Annotated in this window: 17 protein-coding genes; 6 read left to right on the top strand and 11 right to left on the bottom strand. The window is 72.2% G+C overall.

The genetic code is table 11. The features are described 5' to 3' along the window. Positions 1–58: 58 nt before the first annotated feature. A complete protein-coding gene (locus tag HZ992_RS13070) occupies positions 59–370 on the bottom strand; it encodes a hypothetical protein (RefSeq protein WP_209382289.1) in 312 nt (103 codons plus the stop codon). 166 nt (positions 371–536) lie between these two features. On the opposite strand from HZ992_RS13070, the gene HZ992_RS13065 reads away from it, so the two are divergent. The 4 genes from HZ992_RS13065 to HZ992_RS13050 are packed head-to-tail and all read left to right on the top strand — an operon-like array spanning position 537 to position 2,805. Further along, a complete protein-coding gene (locus HZ992_RS13065) occupies positions 537–755 on the top strand; it encodes a YMGG-like glycine zipper-containing protein (protein WP_209382288.1) in 219 nt (72 codons plus the stop codon). A gap of 13 nt (positions 756–768) precedes the next feature. Then, entirely contained in the window at positions 769–1,212 is a 444-nt protein-coding gene (locus tag HZ992_RS13060) for a BON domain-containing protein (protein ID WP_209382287.1), read from the top strand. Between the two features lie 2 nt (positions 1,213–1,214). Next, a complete protein-coding gene (locus HZ992_RS13055; protein ID WP_209382286.1) occupies positions 1,215–1,454 on the top strand; it encodes a hypothetical protein in 240 nt (79 codons plus the stop codon). A 16-nt stretch (positions 1,455–1,470) separates the two neighbouring features. Beyond that, positions 1,471–2,805, top strand: a complete 1,335-nt coding sequence (locus HZ992_RS13050; RefSeq protein WP_209382285.1) for a GNAT family N-acetyltransferase — start codon at positions 1,471–1,473, stop codon at positions 2,803–2,805. On the opposite strand, the gene HZ992_RS13045 is transcribed toward HZ992_RS13050, so the two are convergent. The 9 genes from HZ992_RS13045 to HZ992_RS13005 form a co-directional block, all read right to left on the bottom strand. Then, positions 2,764–4,050 carry a polysaccharide biosynthesis protein gene (locus HZ992_RS13045; protein ID WP_209382284.1) on the bottom strand — a complete coding sequence of 429 codons (1,287 nt, stop codon included), beginning with the start codon at positions 4,048–4,050 and terminating at the stop codon, positions 2,764–2,766. The two genes, HZ992_RS13050 and HZ992_RS13045, sit on opposite strands and share 42 nt — an antisense overlap. Then, positions 4,047–5,231, bottom strand: a complete 1,185-nt coding sequence (locus HZ992_RS13040) for a glycosyltransferase family 2 protein (protein WP_209382283.1) — start codon at positions 5,229–5,231, stop codon at positions 4,047–4,049. Before HZ992_RS13040 ends, HZ992_RS13045 begins: the two co-directional genes overlap by 4 nt. Next, positions 5,228–6,148, bottom strand: a complete 921-nt coding sequence (locus tag HZ992_RS13035) for a glycosyltransferase family 2 protein (protein ID WP_209382282.1) — start codon at positions 6,146–6,148, stop codon at positions 5,228–5,230. Before HZ992_RS13035 ends, HZ992_RS13040 begins: the two co-directional genes overlap by 4 nt. Further along, the gene (locus HZ992_RS13030; RefSeq protein ID WP_209382281.1) at positions 6,145–7,584 is read right to left on the bottom strand and encodes a haloacid dehalogenase-like hydrolase; all 1,440 of its coding nucleotides are present in this window, start codon (positions 7,582–7,584) and stop codon (positions 6,145–6,147) included. The genes HZ992_RS13035 and HZ992_RS13030 overlap by 4 nt, the downstream gene beginning before the upstream one ends. Before the next feature lie 58 nt (positions 7,585–7,642). Continuing rightward, positions 7,643–8,788 (bottom strand): acyltransferase family protein, encoded by a 1,146-nt coding sequence (locus HZ992_RS13025; protein WP_209382280.1) that lies wholly within the window; start codon positions 8,786–8,788, stop codon positions 7,643–7,645. Beyond that, entirely contained in the window at positions 8,785–10,155 is a 1,371-nt protein-coding gene (locus HZ992_RS13020) for an O-antigen ligase family protein (RefSeq protein WP_209382279.1), read from the bottom strand. Before HZ992_RS13020 ends, HZ992_RS13025 begins: the two co-directional genes overlap by 4 nt. 13 nt (positions 10,156–10,168) lie before the next feature. Next, positions 10,169–10,831 (bottom strand): CpsD/CapB family tyrosine-protein kinase, encoded by a 663-nt coding sequence (locus HZ992_RS13015; protein ID WP_209382278.1) that lies wholly within the window; start codon positions 10,829–10,831, stop codon positions 10,169–10,171. 74 nt (positions 10,832–10,905) lie between these two features. Next, positions 10,906–12,300 (bottom strand): Wzz/FepE/Etk N-terminal domain-containing protein, encoded by a 1,395-nt coding sequence (locus HZ992_RS13010; protein ID WP_209382277.1) that lies wholly within the window; start codon positions 12,298–12,300, stop codon positions 10,906–10,908. A 32-nt stretch (positions 12,301–12,332) separates the two neighbouring features. Next, entirely contained in the window at positions 12,333–13,703 is a 1,371-nt protein-coding gene (locus HZ992_RS13005) for an ATP-grasp domain-containing protein (RefSeq protein WP_209382276.1), read from the bottom strand. 160 nt (positions 13,704–13,863) lie between these two features. Between HZ992_RS13005 and HZ992_RS13000 the strand changes: the two genes are divergently transcribed. Continuing rightward, positions 13,864–15,333 carry an exopolysaccharide biosynthesis polyprenyl glycosylphosphotransferase gene (locus tag HZ992_RS13000; RefSeq protein WP_209382275.1) on the top strand — a complete coding sequence of 490 codons (1,470 nt, stop codon included), beginning with the start codon at positions 13,864–13,866 and terminating at the stop codon, positions 15,331–15,333. 11 nt (positions 15,334–15,344) lie between these two features. Next, entirely contained in the window at positions 15,345–17,165 is a 1,821-nt protein-coding gene (locus HZ992_RS12995; RefSeq protein WP_209382274.1) for a WecB/TagA/CpsF family glycosyltransferase, read from the top strand. Here the strand turns inward: HZ992_RS12995 and bcsZ are convergent. Then, positions 17,129–18,253 (bottom strand): cellulose synthase complex periplasmic endoglucanase BcsZ, encoded by a 1,125-nt coding sequence (gene bcsZ / locus HZ992_RS12990; protein WP_209382273.1) that lies wholly within the window; start codon positions 18,251–18,253, stop codon positions 17,129–17,131. The two genes, HZ992_RS12995 and bcsZ, sit on opposite strands and share 37 nt — an antisense overlap. Positions 18,254–18,317 lie beyond the last annotated feature (64 nt).

Here is an 18,317-nt window from a genome sequence, read left to right as displayed (position 1 = left end):
GCTCAGCATGCGCGAGCAGGTCTTTTGCGTCGGTACGGCAGCGTACCGAGCGGAGGGGTCAGGGCGGGGTGAGCAGCGTCACCTGGGGTGGCGGCGCGTTCAGCTCTGCCAGACACAGGTCGCGCAGGCGCAGGCTGCGCTGGCCGGTGCAACGCCAGGTGGCAGCCGAATGGCGCGCAGTGGCCTCGTGACGCAGCTGGGCCTGGTGCACCGACTCGCGCACGACGCTCTGGAACAGCGCCAGCAGGCCGAGCACCACCATGGCGGCCACGCCGGCCAGGATCAGGGCCAGCCGGCGCGCGTCGCGCGCGGTCGACGGCCGCAGCGCGTGGCCGAGGCGGTAGGCAGGGGGCAGCGCAAGGTGCGGCATGGTCGGGGGCAGAGCGTGCGCCTGCACGTGGCATGGGGTCTGTGCGCCGCAGCACACAGGCATGCATGTGCGCTCGCGCACAGACGAATCGACGTGCGAGGTCTACAAGGAACTTCGAAGCGACGGGCCTCTCGGGCCTGCGCCACCAAGACACCCTGGAGCCCTCATGAACACTCGTTGGATCACCCTCTCCGCCACGGCCGCACTGGCCGTCTCGCTCGCCGCCTGCGGCAACATGTCCGCCCGCGACCAGAACACCGCCACCGGCGCGGTGATCGGCGGCGCTGCAGGCGCCATCCTCACCGGGGGCAGCACTGCCGGCACCGTCGGCGGCGCGGCCGTCGGCGGCGTGATCGGCAACCAGGTCGACCCGAAGAAGAAGTAAGAGGAGCCATCACATGACCCCCTACAAGCTTCACCGCAGCCCAGCCGTGATCGGCATGCTGTTGCTGGCGGGCGCGCTCGGCGGCTGCGACCGCCGCGACGACGACCGGACCACCGGCCAGAAAGTCGATGCCGCGATCGCCCAGGCCGATGACAAGGTCGATGCCGCCAAGGCCGACGCCGACAAGGCCCTGGCCGACGCGAAGAAGGCCACCACCGAGGCGGTGCATGCCGCAGCCGCCGCGGTGAACGACACGACGATCACCGCGGCCGTCAAGTCCAGCCTGTCGACCGACGTGGAGCTCAAGCCCGCCGATCTGAGCGTGGAGACCCGCTACGGCCGCGTGTCGCTGCGCGGCATGCTGCCCGATGCCGCGGCGCGAGATCGAGCCTCGCAGATGGCCGCGGCCGTGCAGGGCGTGGTGGCGGTCGACAACCAGGTCACCGTGGTGCGCTGAGCATGGAGAACTTCGACGCTCGGCCCCGGAATTCGGGTGGCGACACCGACGAGGCCGCCGCCGGCACGCGGCCGCCGGTGCTGCAGCTCGGTGCCCAGACGCTGGATGCAGCGCGCGGCGTGAACCGGCATCACGAGTTGCGCCTGGCACACCATTACGCGCGCCTGGCGCAGGCCGTCGCAGCGCCAGCGGACGGCGAGGCCGAGCCGGCCATGCAAGCCACTGGCGGCCCTCGCGCCTGAGGCCGCGGGCGGGCGCTTGATCACCGTCCGCTGCTACGACTCGCTCAGCCAGGCGGCGCCGCTGCGCCACGACATCGATGCGCTGAACCGCCTGTCGGCGCGGCCGGATCCCTTTTCCACCTTCTCCTACCTGCAGACCTACCTTCGCCACGACGAGCACCATCCGTCGGGGCGGGGCATGAGCCTGTGGTTCCTCTGCGCATTCCGCGACGAGCGGCTGGTCGGCTACCTGGCCCTCAAGCGGGTCGAGACCCGCGTGATGGGCTTTCGCAGCGCGACGCTCGGCTTCCTCGTCACGCACGACACCGACCGGCCGCACCTGGTGGCTCGCCCCGACGACGAACTGGCGGTCAGCCAGGCCTTCTACGCCCACGTGCTCTCGCGCCGCAGCGAGTGGAGCTTCCTCGAGCTGGCACAGCAGGGCGAATGTTCCACGCTGTTCCCGCCGCCCGCGGGCGTCGACCTGGGCGGCTACCTGGTTCGCCAGTGGCCCAGCCTGGAGAACTGCACCATCCCGGTCCGCTGGGACAGCCTGTCGGGCTACGTGAAGGCGATGTCGAAGAAGTTCCGCGGCAACCTGGGGCGGCAGCTCAACGGGCTGTTCGATGCCGGCGAGGTCGAGCTGCTGTCGTCGTCGGACCCGGCCGACACGCCGGCGCTGCTCGAGCTCTACCTCGGCATCGAGCCGCGCAGCTGGAAGGCTCAGGCCGACGCCGACATCGGCCGGCACCCGCAGCGCATCGCCTACTTCCGCAGCCTGCTCGAGGCGCGGCAGCCGATGCAGATCAGCATCCACCTCTTGCTGATGGACGGCGTGCCCGTGGCCGGGCTGATCAGCGGCGCGTTCGAGCGCGGCCTGTATGCGCTGCACATCGTCTACGACGACCGGCTGAACCGGCTCGGGCCCGGCTCCACCATGTTGCTGCTGGGCATGCGCCAGGCCATCGAGGGCGGCTTCGGCTTCTTCAACCTGCTGTCGGGCTTCGGCTACTTCAAGGTGCGCTGGCTGGCCGAGGCCACACCGCTGCACGTGGCGCAGATCTACCGCACCGGTACCCCGCTGTACTGGCGTCGCCGTTTCGGCGATCTCAAGCGTCGGCTGATGCCGCAAGCCGCCGCGGCCGCGCTGCCGATGTTCAACCCGTCCCGGCGCGCCGTGGCCGACGCGCTGCCGCCCCCACCTGCCTTCGATGCGCGTCAACGCGAGCGCATGGCCTCGCTGATCGGCGCGGTGCGCGGCGGCCACGGCGTGCACCTGGGCAAGGCGCAGCTCGCGGCCATCTTGCCGCTGGGCCGCGCACGCGCGGGCTCAGGCAGCCCAGGCCAGGCCATGCCGGCGCGGCTGCCGTGACAGCAGCAGGATGCCGCCCAGGCTGATCAGCTCGCCCACCAGCATGCCGCCCAGCGCCCCCGGCGCGCCGAACTGCCGCATGCCGGCGTAACTGGTCACGAGCGAGACGCCGGCGCTGGCCATGGTCAGCAGCGTCAGCGCCCGGAAGCGCTGCTGCGCCGCGATCAGGTAGGCGAACTGGTCGCGCACCACCATCACGAGGAACAGCACGCCCCACAGCAGCAGCAGGCTGTCGCGCTGCGCGAACTGCTTGCGCAGCAGCACCGCGAAGACCCACTCGCGCTCCAGCCACAGCACGGCGAAGTAGACCGCCGTGGCCGCGGCCATGCCCGCGGCGAAGAGCGCCAGGCGCCGCCGCAGCAGCGCAGCCCCGTGCCGGTCCAGCCAGCCGGTGGCCAGCGGCAGCATCAGCGAGCCGATGCCGGTGGACAGCAGGTTCACCGGCATCAGCAGCAGCCGGGTGGCGGCGATGGCGGCCACGGCCGTCACGTCGAGCGTGGCGGCGACGAGGTAGACGTAACCCTGGCTGAAGGTCCAGTGCATCGCCGCGCCGGCGGTGGACCAGCCGGCCAGCGGCGCCACGGCACGCAGCAGTCCGGGCGCCGCGGTCTGCGCCCAGGGTTCGTGGCGGCGCAGCGCGCGCGACAGCAGCGCGCTGCTGGCCAGCGCGGCCAGGCCGAGCGCGGCGACGGCGAAGACCGCGGCCTCGCCCGTGCGCGTCGCGGCGAACACGCCGGCGAGCATCAGCACCACGTAGAGCAGGTCGGTGCGCAGCACGTCCTGCGGCCGGCGGTGTGCGAACAGCACCAGGCGCAGGCACTCGCGGTGCAGGATGGCCAGCGACGCCGCCACGCCGGCCAGCAGCAAGGCGGTGCCGCGGCCGTCCTGCGCACCGGTGGCACGCCAGGCCAGCGCCGCGGCGATCACGGCCAGGCCGGCACCGACGACCACGGCCTGCCGTTCGCGCAGCAGCGCGCCGACCAGCCGGGCGCGACCGGCCAGGTCGAGCCGGCCCAGGCGCGCGGCCAGCACCGGGCCGCAGAAGGCGTTCTGCAGCGACACCAGCAGCGCGATCGCGCTGGCGGCGAGGATGTAGTGGCCGTACTGCAGGTCGCTGGTGCGGCGGATCAGCATCAGCCCGATCGCGAAGCTCGCAGCGGACAGCAGCGCCTGGCTGAGCACCGCGCTGCTGAACAGCCGCGCGAAGGCGAGGCGGCGCTGCCGGTGGTCGACGCGCCCCTTCAAGGCTCCTCCCGCCGCGTGCGCACCCACTGCATCGAGTCGTGGGCGCGCAGCATCAGCATCAGCTTCCAGATCACGAAGAACGGCGCGTGCAGCAGGTCGAGCAGGCCGCGCAGGCCCACGTCGCTGAGCTGCCAGCCGCGCAGCACGTACAGCAGCAGGCTGAAGATGCAGGCCAGCGCGATGCCGACCCAGAGCGCGGCCGAGGGCAGCCAGATCCACGCCAGGCCGGAGAGCAGGAGCAACAGCGCCACGTTCATCACGACGTAGGACAGTGGCGGCATCAGCAGGTCGAGCAGCAGGTCGAAGCAGACCGCACCGTCGATGCCGCCGGAGGCTTTCAGCAGCGGCCACAGGCGCGAGCGCACGAGCTGGTGGCGGCCGTCTTCCCAGCGCTGGCGCTGCGTGGTCGCGGCCGCCTCGCCGGTGACCATCAGCGCGTCGACGCAGGCCTCGTCGACGTTGTGCACGCGGTGGCCGGCCAGGCCCAGCGTGATGCCGTACTCGACGTCTTCGGCGAGCGAGAAGGCGCGGTAGGGCACTTCGCGCAGCAGCCGGTGCGTGACGCACCAGCCGTTGCCGCGCAGCCCGCACGAGAGCTTCAGCCGCTCGCGGGCCCGCGAGCGGACGCGGTGGAAGCAGGCCATGGCGATCGCCATCAGCCGCGTGCGCCAGTGGGCCTGCGCGTTGAGCACGCCGTAGTGCGCCTGCAGCGCCTTCGCGCCGGACTCGATGCGGCCCGCGAAGGCTTCCAGCAGGTTGGGCGAGACCTCGCTGTCCGCGTCGACGACGACCACCGCGTAGGCCCATTCGTCGCGCCGGCTCGCCTCGAAGGCGAACTGCAGTGCGTAGCCCTTGCCGCGGTTCACGGCGTCGTGGCGCTCGAGCACCTGCGCGCCAGCGGCGCGCGCCAGCGCTGCGGTGGCATCGCTGCAGTTGTCGGCCACCACCAGGATGCGAAAGCCGTCGGCCGGCCAGTCGAGCCGGCGCAGGCTGGCGACGACGCCGGCGATGATGGCGGCCTCGTCGTGCGCTGGCACGATGACGTCGAAACGCAGGCGGCGCGACGAGCGCGGGCCCGGCCCGGGCCGCTGCGAGAGCAGCGTGAAGGCGAGCAGGTACAGGCAGGCCGCGATCGCCGGCAGGGCGATGGCGAAGAGAAGCAGGTGCAGGGCGGTCGTCATGTGGCCTGGCCGCCGTACTCGCGGTAGTGCCAGCCGAGGAACACCGACACCTTGCCCACGTTGGCCGCCAGCTTGAGCAGCCAGTGCACGGCATGGTGCAGGCCCAGCGGCCAGCTCAGCAACGACAGCGCGGCGGAGAGCAGCGCCTGCAGCAGCGCGCGCAGCACGAAGGCCACGCGGCCCAGCGCACCGAGCGGTCCGTAGCGGCCGTTCTGCCGATGGCGTGCGAAATCCTGCCCGCCGCGCAGCGCGCGCAGCATCAGCCAGCGCAGCGACAGGCGCGAAGGCTCGACCGGCTCGTGCACGATGGCCTCGTCGCACCACAGCACGCGCGCGCCGCGCTGCACCAGGCGGGTCAGCAGGTCGCCGTCTTCGCCGCCGGTGCGGCCGTAGGCGGGGTCGAAGGGGCCGGGCACCGCATGGAGCGCCGCGGCGCGCAGCAGCACGTTGCCGAAACGCAGCCGGTTGGGCGGCACCTCCGAGCCGGTGGGCAGGCGCGCCCAGTCGTAGAAGGCGCCACGGCGGATCCACGCCGGCGCCTTGTCGGGCACCACCGGCACCACCGGGCCGAGCACGCCGTCGGCCGGGTGGCGAGCGGCGCAATGCGAGAGCTGGCGCAGCCAGTCGGTCGGCGCGCGCTCGTCGTCGTCGATGAAGGCGAGCCAGTCGCCGCTGGCCAGCGCCACGGTGCGGTTGCGCGTCAGCGAGATGTTCTGCACCGGCTGCACCTCGTAGCGCAGCTCGAAGGGCAGGTTCGACGCGCGCTGGCGTTCGACCACCGCGCGGGCGCTGCCGGCGGCATCGTTGTCCACCACGATCACCTCGACCGGGATCTTGCGCTGCCAGGCCAGGTCTTCGAGCAGCGAATCGAGCCGGTCGGGGCGGCGGTAGGTGGCGATGCACACGCTGATCCTCATGGCGGTGGCTCCTTGCGTTGGCGATCGATCCGGTGGGCGGCAGACAGCGCGGCGGCGAGTTCCTGCCGCGCGCGGTAGAGGTTCCAGGCCAGCAGCGCGAGCGCGGTGAAGCTGGCCAGCGTGGCCAGGCCCTGCGCGAAGCCGAGCAGCAGCGCCAGCACGATGAAGAACATCAGGCGGATCAGGTGCAGCGGCGCATCGGGCCAGGCCTTGCCGCCCAGCCGGTAGGCGTGGTACGGCACCCACTTGGCGAGCACGTGCGCGCCCAGCGCCGCAGCACCGATCGGCGCGATCGGCACCAGCGCCACGAAGGCGGCGCCGCGCGCGAACTGCAAGCCGGCGAACATCCACACCCGCGTGCCCTTGTCGAGGCGGTTGTAGAGGGCGAACCAGAAATGCGTGCCGACCAGCACTGCGGCCCAGGCCGCGAAGTCCGCCGGCATCGGCGCGCTCGGCCAGCGCAGCGCGACGATCGCGATGGCACCGCTGGCCAGGGCCCACAGCCAGGGCGGCCAGCGCGGCGTGGCCACCGGCGCGCTGGCGAAGGCTTCGCTCAGCTTGGGCTCGAGCTCGTGGCGCGCGGCGACGAGGTCGTTGTCGACATAGCCGCGTTCGTAGATGGCCCAGAACGATAGCAGCAGGAACAGCAGCCCGATCACGTGGGCCAGCGGCACCGCAGCCAGGCCGACGGAGGCGAGCACCCAGAAGGCGAAGTCCTCCTGCAGGATGCCGCGAACGATGTAGCGCTCGCCCGGGCGCTTGACCTGCGAGAGGTACTGGCCGGGCAGGTAGACGCTGCTCAGCGCGTGGCGAAAGCGCGCCTCCGGCCACACCGCGCGCAGCGGCCGCGCGCAGGCGTCGAGCAGCGCAAGGTCCTGCGCCGAATCGGTCAGCACCAGCGCGCTGCGGATCGTCTCGTCGCCGAGCGCACCCTTCGCCATCTGCAGCTTGCCGTCGCGGCGGTCGGTGAAGGTCCACAGCCGCGCCGCGACGATGCGCGCCTGCGGCAGCCCCAGCGCCGCCACCAGCGGCACCACGATCGGGTGGAAGCCGACGGTGGTGATGATGGTGGTGGTGCCCGGTGCGCGCAGCGCCTCCATCAGGCGCAGGTTGGTGAAGCCGCGGGCGAGGTCGGCCACGCGTTGCCGCCAGTGCCGAGCCGTCCACGGGAAGCAGGCCGACACCACCCGCACGCGCCAGACGTCGCGCGTCGGCTCGCCGCCCGTCCAGCGCCACGGCTTGACGAGATCGAGCGCGCGCATCAGCAGCAGCGCCGGCAGGCGCGGGCGCGCCGAGTCGATGAAGTCCTCGGTCGAGTTGCGCAGGTACAGCGTCTCGTCGAGGTCGAGCAGGATCGGGCCGCGATGGTCGAGGATGGCGCCGAGCGCCGCCTCGGGCGAGACGTCGTGGCGAGTGGCCACGTAGGCCAGGCTCACTGGACCACCCTCCGCGCTGCGCGCTCCGGGATGAGCGCTTGGGAGCGGCCCGGCGCGCTCATGGCGTACCCACCAGATGCAGGGCCGGCGGTGCCTGGCGCGCCAGCCGCTCGCGGTGCAGGCGGCGGCGCAGCGCGGCGCAAGGCGCCTCGACCCAGCGGCGCATCGGCTCGGCCACGGCCAGCGTGAGCAGCGCGCCGCCCACGGTCAGGCCGAGCCAGCCCCACTGCGGCGCATGCTTGGCCAGCCCGAGCAGGATGACGTGGTGCGACAGGTACACCGTGTACGAGATCGAACCGAGGTAGACCAGCGGCCGCGCATTGAGCCAGCGCCACGCCCGGCTGCCGGCACGTGCCACGGCGGCATGCAGCAGCCCGGCGATCGCCAGGCTCTGCAGCGTGTAGCGCGCCGTCTGGCGAAAGGCCTCGTCGCGCCAGACGAAGGTGAGCAGCAGCGTGGCCAGGCACAGCCCGACGACCACACGCTCGCGCAGCACCCGGCCCGGCGCGCTGTGCATGGGCTGCGGCGCCAGCCAGGGGTTGCGCCACAGCGCGAGCAGGCAGCCGACCAGGATCGCATCGACGCGCGTGTCGGTGGCCATCGTCAGGTACTCGACCGACATGCCCTGGCGCACCAGCCAGATCCGCCAGGCGAGCACTGCCACGCAAAGCCCGGCCAGCACCAGCGCCCCGCCGCCGGTGCTGCGCGCGCGCAGCAGCAGCAGGGCCAGCGGCGGGTAGAAGAGGTAGAAGTGCTCCTCGATGGCCAGCGACCAGATCACGCCGAGCCCCGCGGGCAGGCCGTGGAAATCCTGCGCGATGACGAAGTAGTTGCCGAGGTAGAACAAGGCTGCGGCGAAGCCGCCCGGCGTGAAGGCGCCGTCGATCACGCCGAGTGCGGCGAGCGCGGCGGCGATCATGATCACGACCACCAGCGGCGGCATCAGCCGCAGCAGCCGGCGCAGGTAGAAGCCGCGGAAGTCGAGCCGGCCGGTGCGTGCGTGCTCCTGGCGCATCAGCGTGGTGATCAGGAAGCCGCTGAGCACGAAGAAGACCGTCACGCCCAGCCCGCCGGGGATGACACTCTCGAGGCCGCTGTGCGCGAAGAACACCAGCGCCACGGCCAGCGCGCGGATGCCGTCCAGGCCGGGAATCGTGGCCGGTGCGTCGCCGCTGTTCGGCGTGTCCTTGCCCGTCGTGCTCATGCGGTGCCCGCCCGCCATGCCTGTGGGACCGGATCGCCGAACGCGCCGCGCAGCCGGTGCTCGAGCAGGCTGCGTGCCAGCGCCGTGCTGGCCAGCGTCATGATCACGAAGTCCACGCTGAGCACGCTGAACCAGTGCGACTCCGACAGGTTGGTGATCGCCTGCTGGAAGAAGAGCGCGATATAGAGCACGGCCTGCGATCGCTCCGGGCGCAGCAGTTGCAGCGACTGGCGCACGTGCATCGCCGCGTAGCCGAGCAGCGCCGCCAGGCCCACCCAGCCCAGGTCGTTGACGATCTCCAGGTAGCCGTTGTGTGCCGAGCCCGGGTAGAAGCCCTGCATGCGACGCACGAACTCGTGCGACTCGGTGCCCAGCATCGGCCCGGCCGTCCAGTAGGCGGCGTAGCCCGAGCCGAAGAAGGGCCGCAGCTCGATGTGCTCGGCCAGGATCCACCAGATCTCGGTGCGGCCGGTGAGCGTGGTGTCCTTGCCGGTGAGGCCGGCCAGCGAGGCCAGCAGCGTGCCCAGCCCGGGGATCAGGCCGAGGATGGCCAGCGCATAGAGCAGCAGCAGCGCCGTCAGCAGCACCACGCCGGTGGGCAGCCAGCGGCGCAGCGCGACCGGCCCACGCAGTGCGGCGGCCATGAAGAGCACCACGAACACCGTGGCGGCCATCGAGGTGGAGCTGCGCGACAGCACGAGGCAGGCCGCCGAGACACCGACACCGAACAGCGCCGCCGGCGTGCGCACTTCGCCGCTGAGCCAGCCGTGGCACCAGAAGATCACCCCGAAGCAGGCCAGTGCGCCCAGGCCGTTCTTGTGGTTCGCCAGCCCGCGCCACGCGCCTTGCAACTCGGCGGCGACCTCCTGGTGGATGGCCAGCGCGGGAAACAGGATCCCGAAGACCAGCGAGCCCAGCAGCATCAGCGTGAGCACGGGGCGCACCACCTCCTGCAGCCGCCGCGCATGCCAGGCCATCAGCACGAAGGCGATGCCGGTGCCGACGATGGTGACCATGCGGGCCAGGCGCCGTGCGCTCAGCGAGGCGTCGATCGACCAGGCCAGGCTGGCCAGCGCCAGCGCCACCAGGATCAGCAGGAAGGGGTTGAGCGTGCCGGCCAGCAGCCAGGCCAGGCCGGCGCGCCAGGCGATCACCAGCGCCGAGGTGCCCAGCAACGCCAGCCACAGCGCACGGCTCACCGCCCCCGCGGCGGAGGGGGCGCCGGCGCCGGCCAGGCCCGCGTAGTCGAGTCCCTCGGGCACGATCATCAGCACGATGAGCACCCACACCATCGCCGCCAGCGCGGTCGAATGGCGATCGTCGATCGCCCAGGCAGGAGTGCCCGGATGCGACGGCGCGGAGATCATGGCCGGGCCGCGCTCAGAAGTGGCTGACGACGGCGCCGAGGGTCTGCGAGCGCGTGGCCGTGAGCCGGCGCAGCATGTCCTGCATGTCCTTGCGCGGCGTGTGCTGCGCGCGGCTGAGCGCGAGCACGCGGCCGACCATGCGCGCCACCGCCAGGCCATCGGAGAAGCGGCCGACCGGCGGGGTGTCGAAGACGACGAATTCGTACTCGTCTCGCCAGGCCTCGATCAGGTCGGCGAAGCGCCGGCTCGACAGCAGCTCGAGCGCATCGCCCGGCACCACGCCGGCGGTCAGCAGCGACATGCGCGGCAGGCCGTGCACGCTCTGCACCTGCGGCGCATCGCCGCGGGCGATGGCCTGCGCCAGGCCGTGGCGGTTGCGCGCGCCGAACAACACGTGTTGCTGCGGGCGGCGCAGGTCGGCATCGACCAGCAGCGTCGGGTGGCCGGTCTGCGCGAACGCGATGGCCAGCTCGGCAGCCAGCAGCGAGCGGCCTTCGCCGCCGCAGGGGCTGAGCAGCGCCACCATGTCGGCCCGCTCGGGCGACTCGCGGCGCAGCAGCAACTCGGTGCGCAGCGCGCGGATCTTCTCGCAGCGCGGGTCGCAGGGGTCGTGCGCCATGATCAGGCGCTCGTCGGGCTGCACCAGCGGCTCGACCTGCTTGATCTCGGAGCGCATGCGCGCCATCGGTTCTGCGTCCGTCGCTCGTTCGTTGAAAGGGGGGAGTTCGGCGCGGCGCGCCATGGGGGTGCTCATACAGCCACCCGCATCGGCAGCCGGCCGAATTCCACGAGCACCGGCACGCCGTACTGGCGTTCGATGTCGTCGCGGCAGCGCACGCGGCGGTTGAAGCGCTCCCACACCAGCGGGATGCCGAAGCCGAGCCCGCCCGCGGCCATCAGGCCGAGCAGCCAGCCGACGATCACCCGCGGCTTGCTCGCGCGCACCGGCGGCGTGGCGCGGCTGACCAGGCTCACGTTGGTCTGCCGGCTGTTGGCGGCGAACATGATCTGGTCGTAGCTGTCGAGCGCGCGCTTGTAGACGGTCTGTGCCGAGGCCAGCTCGAGCCGGTACTTGGCCGCTTCGTCCTGCAGCAGGCTCTTGGCGAGCACGCGGCCGCGCTGCTCCACGGCAGCGGCGGCGATGCCCTGCTCGACGCGCGCGGCCATGCCCACGCCGGCGGCGGCGTTGTCGGTGTAGCTCTTCGTGTTGGCGGCCAGCGCGCGCCGCGTCGCCTCCACCTGGATCTGCGCTTCCTGGATGTCGGGGTGCAGCGGCGTGTACTGCCGATTCAGCTGGCCCAGGCGCAATTCCTGCGCGGCCAGCTGCGCCTTGAGCTGCTGCGTCTGCGGCGACACCAGCACCTGCTCGCTGGTGGCCTGGTTCTGCGCGGCGCGGGCCTCGGCGGCACGGCGCACGTTCTGCGCGGCGAGCAGACGCTCGTCGAGCGTGGTCAGCAGCACCACGTCGACCGTGCTCTTGTCGCCTTCGTCGATCAGGCCGTTGCGCTGGTGGAAGGCGCTGAGCGCCACCTGGGCCTGCTCGGTCTTGAGCTTGAGCTCCTCGAGCTGCTGCGCATAACGGCGCGCGCGTTCGCCCGGGCCTGCGGCGGCACGTTGCAGGTCCTGCTCCTTGTAGATGTCGGCCACCGCGTTGGCGACCCGCGCCGATTCGGCGGCGTCGTCCGACGAGTAGGTCACGTAGATGAGCTGGCTGCCGCGCTGGCTCTGGAACACCGCCAGCGTGCGCGCCAGCCGCGATGCGGCCCAGTCGCGCAGCGTGCCGTTCTCGGGTTGGTAGCCGCGCGTGTAGTCGGCGTTGTCGGTGAGCTTGAGCCGGTCGACCACCGACAGCAGCACCTCCGGGGTCTGCATCAGCTCCACCTGGGTGGCGATGAAGCTGCCGACCTGGCCGATCGGCAGTTCCTTGCCGTTGAGCGGGTCGTTGACCTCGTAGTTCACCATCAGCGCCACGGTGGCGGTGTAGGTGCGCGGCCACAGCGCCATCGCCACGGCGGTGAGCGAGAGCACCAGCACGATGATCAGCAGGCTCAGCTTGCGGTACGCCCACAGGATGGAGAACAGCTGCGGCATCGACACGCCGGGGTGCACATAGGCCAGCGGCACGAGCGGCGGCGCGACCGACATGCGTCGCTCTTGGGATACCAGCGGTAGATCGTTCATTTCATGCCCTTGCGCACGTGCGGCGACATTGGGTTGTAGTGGCTGCAGTCGGTCGGGGTCTGTTCGCTGGCGCACGGTGGAGTGGGCGCGGCACGCCGGGGGCTGGCGCGCAGGCGCGCCCACGATCGCGCCACCCAGCCGCGCTCGGCCCAGGGCCGCAGCAGCCCGTCGCGCACGAGAGCAGGCTCGGTCCAGGGGATATCGTGGTGGGCCCGCTGCAGGTGTTCGCTGGCCAGATCGCGCTGCCATTCGCCGGGAAACAGGGCGATCAGGTCCCGCCCGATGGGCTCGCGCGGCGCGCGGGCGTTCAGGCCTCCCAGCGCCGAGAGCAGTGCGGCCGGCAGATCGCGGCCCGGCCCGAGCGCGAGGTGCGTGATCGGCGTGGCGCGCGGGTTCACCTCGATCAGGAAGGCCGCGCCGGTGGCCGCCTCGATGACGAAGTCCACGCCCCACAGGCCCGTGAGGCCGAGCCGCTGGACGAGGCGGCGCACGGCTTCGTCCATCTCGGCGTTGTCGATCACGCGCACCACGGTCGCCGGCCCGGTGGCCTGCTGCGTGCACAGGGCCTCCACGCTGGTGCCCGCCAGCACCTGGCCGTTCCAGCAGGCCACCGCGCGGTTCGCAGGATGGCCGCTGACGTGGTCCTGCAGCGTGACCGGGGGCGCGTCGTGGCGCAGCGAACTGCGCAGCGGCGCGAGGTCGCGGTCGAGCAGCGCCCGTGCCAGCGCGTGGCGCAGGGCAGGGCGGCTCGACAGCCGCGTGAAGGCGTCGTGGGCCTCGTCGCGGCTGTGCGTGATCGCCACGCCGCGGCCGCCCCAGCTGCCGTCGATCTTGATCACCGCCGGCAGCGCGTGGCGTGCCAGCCAGGCGTCCAGCGCCTGCGCTGTGGCCGCGGCGGTGGTGTGCGGCACGCGGATGCCCAGTTCCGCGGCCAGCGCCAGCAGCGGGCCGCGCGTTGTCGCCAGCGCACAGGCGCCGGGGTTGCCCAGCGAGCGTTCGATGAGGGCACTCAGCGCGCGGTCGGCAGGCTCCGTGGCGACGCAGCCTGCATGCAGCCGATGCAATTGCACGGCGGCCTCGTCGTCGCAGGGAATGACGAGGTCCGGCATGCTCTCCAGCAACGCGGCGCGCAACGCTCGCAACGGCCGCAGCGCGTCATGGAAGTGCACTCGCGTGGTGGCCCGTGTGTGTGTCACCGGATGTCCGCGCGGGCACAGCGCCTCGACCCGGCAGCCGAGTTCGCTGAAGGCCATGGCCAGGCGCGCCGCGATGGGCCAGCGCAAGGTGGCAGTCAGCAGGATGCGCGGCCGTTCGGCCGCTGTGCTGGCGCCGGGCCGGGACACGGGATTCGGGTTCTGTTCGGGCATGGAAGGGTCGCAGACGCAGTCGGCCCGAGGTGGCCGATCCACACCCGCGGAGCCTGGGGCGATCTGCGCGGCCGGTCTGTGCGCCAGCGCACTCGGTGCGTTGGCGCACTGAGTTCGTTCACGCACAGACCTTGCGGCAGCCCATCCCTAATCTGCCGAGATGCACATTTCCCAGCCCTCACCGATCGCCGCAGCGCTGACGACCTGGCCGACGCTGGCGCGGCGCAACCCGGCTGCACTCGCCGCCGACCTGCTGCCGCTGTGCGACTTCGCCAGCCTGCTGGGAATGACCTCGCTGGCCAGCTGGCTGTTCGGGCACTGGCTGATTTCGATGGGCACGGGGCCGGACCTGGCCCAGGCGGCACTGGCCGGCTCGGTGCTGGCGCCGTTCATGCTGTACGACAAGGGCTTCGGCACCGCGGCGCGGCGCGGCCGCATGCGCTCGCTGCTGCGCGCCCACGTGATGCGCTTCGCGCTCTTCGCACTGGTGCTGCTGTCCGTGGCGGCGTGCAGCGAAAAGCTCGAAGCGATCCCGCCCTCGCACTTCGCGCTCTGGCTGGGCGCGGCGCTGCTGGCCACCGGCCTGACGAGGCTGGCCGTGGGCCGCCAGCTCGGCCGGCTGCAGCGACAGGGCCACCTCGCCGAGAGCGTGGCCGTGGTCGGTGCCGGGCCGCAGGCGCAGCAGCTCGTGCAGGCGCTGGGCCGAGCCGGCACAGGGCGCATCGAGATGCTCGGCCTCTTCGACGACCGGCTGCGCGGCGCCACGCCGAACGAGGCCGGCCTGACCGGCACGCTGGCGCAACTCATCGAACTGGCGTCGACACGCCGCATCGACTGGATCGTGCTGACGCTTCCGCAGGCGCCGCCCTTGCGGCTGGACGCGATCGCGTTGCGGCTGGCTGCTCTATCGGTGCCGATCGGGCTGTGCCCCGACCTGGCCGGCCCGCTCGGCCCGCCGCGCGCCATCGACGCGATCGGCGGCAGCGTGCCGGTGGAGCGCCTGGTCGACCGGCCGATCGGCCGCTGGGACGCGGTGCTCAAGGGCGCCGAAGACCTGCTGCTCGGCAGCCTGATCACGCTGGCGCTGCTGCCGGTGCTGGCCGTCATCGCGCTGGCCGTGCGGCTGGACAGCCCGGGCCCGGTGATCTTCCGCCAGCGCCGCCACGCGCTGGACAACCGCGTGTTCGACATCTTCAAGTTCCGCACCATGACCTGGAACCCGGCGGCGGCCACCACCGGGCTGCAGCAGACGGCCCGCGCCGACAGCCGCATCACCCGCGTTGGCCGCTTCCTGCGCGCCAGCAGCCTGGACGAACTGCCGCAGTTGTTCAACGTGCTGCAGGGCACGATGTCGCTGGTCGGGCCGCGCCCGCACGCCACCGACATGCGCACCGAGCAGCGCCTCGGCGAGGACATCACCGACCTCTATGCGCACCGTCACCGCGTCAAGCCCGGCATCACCGGGTGGGCGCAGGTCAACGGCGCGCGTGGCGCCACGGACACGACGGCGCAGCTCAGCCGCCGCGTCGAGCTGGACCTGGACTACATCGAGCACTGGTCGCTGTGGCTGGACCTGAAGATCCTCCTGCTCACCGCGCCCGCCGTGCTCAAGCGCACGAACGCTTTCTGAGCGACGCCGCCATGCTCCCGCCTGATTCCAGTGCGGCCTCGCCGCGATCCGCTGCGCCGAGCGACTGGCTGCCGCCGGACTTCCGGCCGCGCCTGAGCTACCACCTGGTCTCGATGAGCGGTGCGCTGTTCCTCTTGCTCGACCCGCTGTGCCTGGTGGCCGCGGCATGGCTCGCGCTCACGCTGGGCCCGGCCGTGCCCGGCGGGGTCGGCCTGGTCGGCGCCTTCGAGGGCGACCTGATGCCGGCCGCGCTGGTCGCCGCGGTGCTCGCCGCCTTCACCCTCTACGACCCGCGTTTCGGCCTCCAGGCCAGCCGCAGCGACGGTGTGCCCGGGCTGCTGCGCACGCACCTGCTGCGATTCGCACTGTTCCTGCTCGGCCTGCTCGCCCTGGGTGCCGCGAGCGGCGCGATGCGCAGCTTCCCGACCGCCTGGCTGACGTCGTGGCTCGCGGGCACGCTGGCGCTGACCCTGCTGGCCCGCGCGCTGGCCGCGCGCAGCCTGCAGCGCTTGCAGCGTGCCGGGCTGCTCACCGAAGTCATCGCGGTGGTCGGCGCGGGCCAGGCTGCGCAGCGGCTGGTGCATGCGCTGCGCCAGACGCGCGCGCACACCGTCGAGCTGATCGGCGTGTTCGACGACGGATTCGAAGGTGCCGTGCCTTCGGCCGCCGCGGCGCAGGGCACCGTCGACCAGCTCATCGAGCTGGGCAAGACGCGCAAGATCGACTGGATCGTGCTGGCGCTGCCCGTGCAGGCCGAGCATCGCCTGCCGCAGACGCTGAAGCGGTTGAAGGCGCTGTCGGTGCCCATCGGCCTGTGCCCGCGACACCTCGAAATGGCGCTGGTCCGGCCGGCGGTCGCCTTCGTCGGCGACCACGTGCCGGTGGGCGTGCTGGTGCAGCCCCCCGCGCGGCGCTGGGACGCGCTGGTGCAGGCCGGCGACTCGATGGTGCCGCGCTGGATCGTCACCGTCGTGCTGCTCGCGCTCGCGGGCCTGGGCGAGTTCGCCCGGCACTTCGCGGGCTTCTTCCGGGTTGCCGCGCCGCCGCGTGCGGCCAGGCACAGCCTGCGGTTCGACGACTGCGACCTCGCCGGCTTCACCCGCGTGGCGGCCGGCTTCGGCCAGCGCGACTACGGCTACGTGGTCACGCCGAACGCCGATCACCTGATCCGCCTTCACGACGACGCCGCGTTCCGTGCGCTCTACGACGAGGCCACCTACGTGCTGCTGGACAGCCGCTTCGTCGCCAGGCTGCTCGGCGCCACACGCGGCATCGAGTTGCCGGTGTGCCGCGGCAGCGACCTCACGGCGGCACTGTTTCGCGACGTCATCGCGCCGGACGACGGGATCGTGCTGATCGGCGGCACGCCGGCACAGGCGCTGCAGTTGGAGGCGCTGTACGGCCTGCGCCGGCTGTCGCAGCATGTGCCGCCGATGGGCTTCGTGCGCGACCCGCAGGCAGTGCAGGCCTGCCTGGAGTTCATCGAGTCGCACAGTCCGTTCCGCTTCTGCCTGCTCGCCGTGGGCTCGCCGCAGCAGGAGGTGCTGGCCCAGGCGCTGCGCGAGCGCGGCACGGCGCGCGGGCTGGCGCTGTGCATCGGCGCATCGATCAACTTCATCACCGGCGATGAGCAACGCGCGCCGCCGTGGATGCAGCGCAGCGGCATGGAGTGGCTGTACCGCCTGCTGCAGGATCCGCGCCGCATGGCCCGCCGCTACCTGCTGCGCGGCCCGCGCGTGTTTGGCGTGCTGCGCAGCGCGGCCATCGAGTTGCGGCCGTTGCCGGCCGCCACAGTTCAGCGCGACGACCAGCGCGGCAGCAGCCTGCCTTGAGCATCGAAGCGATAGTGGCCTTCGATCCATCCGGTGCCGAACAGCACCAGCACCTGGTCGTAGTAGTTGCTGGTCGAGTTCAGTGGCGAGCGGCGCACGCGATCGCGCTGCTGCTCGAGCAGCGCGGTGTCGCCTGTCGCCTTCAGGAAGGGCAGCAGCGCGCCCGAGTAGCCGATCGGCGAGTAGTCGCCGCGCTGGGCCACGCCGGTCAGCGGATCGACTTTCTCGGGCGGCGTGCCGCGCTGGCGAGTCAGCGCGGCGTAGGGCGCGAGCTGCTTGAGCAGCGTCTCGCTGCCCGCGCCGGAGACGCCCGCCCACAGGTAGACGCGGATGCCGTCGTAGCTGGCCGAGGGCGGCCGTTCGGTGTCGGGGATGGCGCGGCCGGCGGCGTCGACGACCAGGTTGTCCGGCGCCACGCCGGCGGCGAACATCTGCGGCGCCATGGCCAGGAAGCCCTCCCAGATGGCCTGCCAAGGCCCCTGCGGATCGACCGTCGCGAAGTAGCGGAACATGAAGCCCGGCACGTAGCTCGGGTTGATGCGCAAGCGTCCCTTGTCGAGCCTGAAGCCCACCGTGCCCGACAGCAGCACCGGCACGCCCGCGCCGTTGACGGCCACCTCCTTGCTGCGCACCAGGGCGAGCAGGCGGCGGCCGTTCTCGGCATAGGCCGGCGCGTTCCACAGCCGCGCGGCCTCGAGCAGCGCGTAGGCGATCCACAGGTCGCCGTCGGCGGCCGAGTTCTCGTCCTTCACGCCCCAGCCACCGTCGGCGCGCTGTCCCCACAGCCATGCGGGCAGGCGCTCGCCGAGTCGGCCGCCGGCGAGGTTGTCGGAGGTCCACTTCAGGATCGTGTCGAAGCGCGCACGGTCGTTGGCGACCAGCGCGAAGAACAGCCCGTACGACTGGCCTTCCGAGGTGCTCTTGCGGTCGAAGGTGATGTCGATCACGCGGCCGTCGGCCTGCACGAAGCGGCCGGCGAAGGCCTCCCAGGCCGGCCAGTCGGGCGCCGCCAGCGCGTTGGGCCACACGCCGGCCAGCGCCCAGGCCCCCAGCGTCAGTTTCAGGCAGTGCCGTCGATCCATCGTCATGCGCATGTGCTTCGTTTCGCAGTCGTCCACGCGCGGACGCTACGCATCGTGCCGCGTGGCGTCT

This window comes from Rhizobacter sp. AJA081-3 (genome assembly GCF_017795745.1).
GTDB lineage: Bacteria > Pseudomonadota > Gammaproteobacteria > Burkholderiales > Burkholderiaceae_C > Piscinibacter.
This window is presented reverse-complemented; position numbering and strand designations above follow the sequence as displayed.

Excerpts from the sequence above, each read along its gene's own strand:
- HZ992_RS13010 (WP_209382277.1), bottom strand. The coding sequence starts at position 12,300 with ATGTCGGTCGCGCCGCCGCTCGTGCCGCTGGCCTATGTGCACCCCGGC.
- HZ992_RS13035 (WP_209382282.1), bottom strand. The coding sequence starts at position 6,148 with ATGAGGATCAGCGTGTGCATCGCCACCTACCGCCGCCCCGACCGGCTC.
- HZ992_RS13055 (WP_209382286.1), top strand. The coding sequence starts at position 1,215 with ATGGAGAACTTCGACGCTCGGCCCCGGAATTCGGGTGGCGACACCGAC.
- bcsZ (WP_209382273.1), bottom strand. The coding sequence starts at position 18,253 with ATGACGATGGATCGACGGCACTGCCTGAAACTGACGCTGGGGGCCTGG.
- HZ992_RS13070 (WP_209382289.1), bottom strand. The coding sequence starts at position 370 with ATGCCGCACCTTGCGCTGCCCCCTGCCTACCGCCTCGGCCACGCGCTG.
- HZ992_RS13025 (WP_209382280.1), bottom strand. The coding sequence starts at position 8,788 with ATGAGCACGACGGGCAAGGACACGCCGAACAGCGGCGACGCACCGGCC.
- HZ992_RS13065 (WP_209382288.1), top strand. The coding sequence starts at position 537 with ATGAACACTCGTTGGATCACCCTCTCCGCCACGGCCGCACTGGCCGTC.
- HZ992_RS13040 (WP_209382283.1), bottom strand. The coding sequence starts at position 5,231 with ATGACGACCGCCCTGCACCTGCTTCTCTTCGCCATCGCCCTGCCGGCG.
- HZ992_RS13000 (WP_209382275.1), top strand. The coding sequence starts at position 13,864 with ATGCACATTTCCCAGCCCTCACCGATCGCCGCAGCGCTGACGACCTGG.
- HZ992_RS13005 (WP_209382276.1), bottom strand. The coding sequence starts at position 13,703 with ATGCCCGAACAGAACCCGAATCCCGTGTCCCGGCCCGGCGCCAGCACA.
- HZ992_RS13060 (WP_209382287.1), top strand. The coding sequence starts at position 769 with ATGACCCCCTACAAGCTTCACCGCAGCCCAGCCGTGATCGGCATGCTG.
- HZ992_RS13015 (WP_209382278.1), bottom strand. The coding sequence starts at position 10,831 with ATGCGCTCCGAGATCAAGCAGGTCGAGCCGCTGGTGCAGCCCGACGAG.
- HZ992_RS12995 (WP_209382274.1), top strand. The coding sequence starts at position 15,345 with ATGCTCCCGCCTGATTCCAGTGCGGCCTCGCCGCGATCCGCTGCGCCG.
- HZ992_RS13020 (WP_209382279.1), bottom strand. The coding sequence starts at position 10,155 with ATGATCTCCGCGCCGTCGCATCCGGGCACTCCTGCCTGGGCGATCGAC.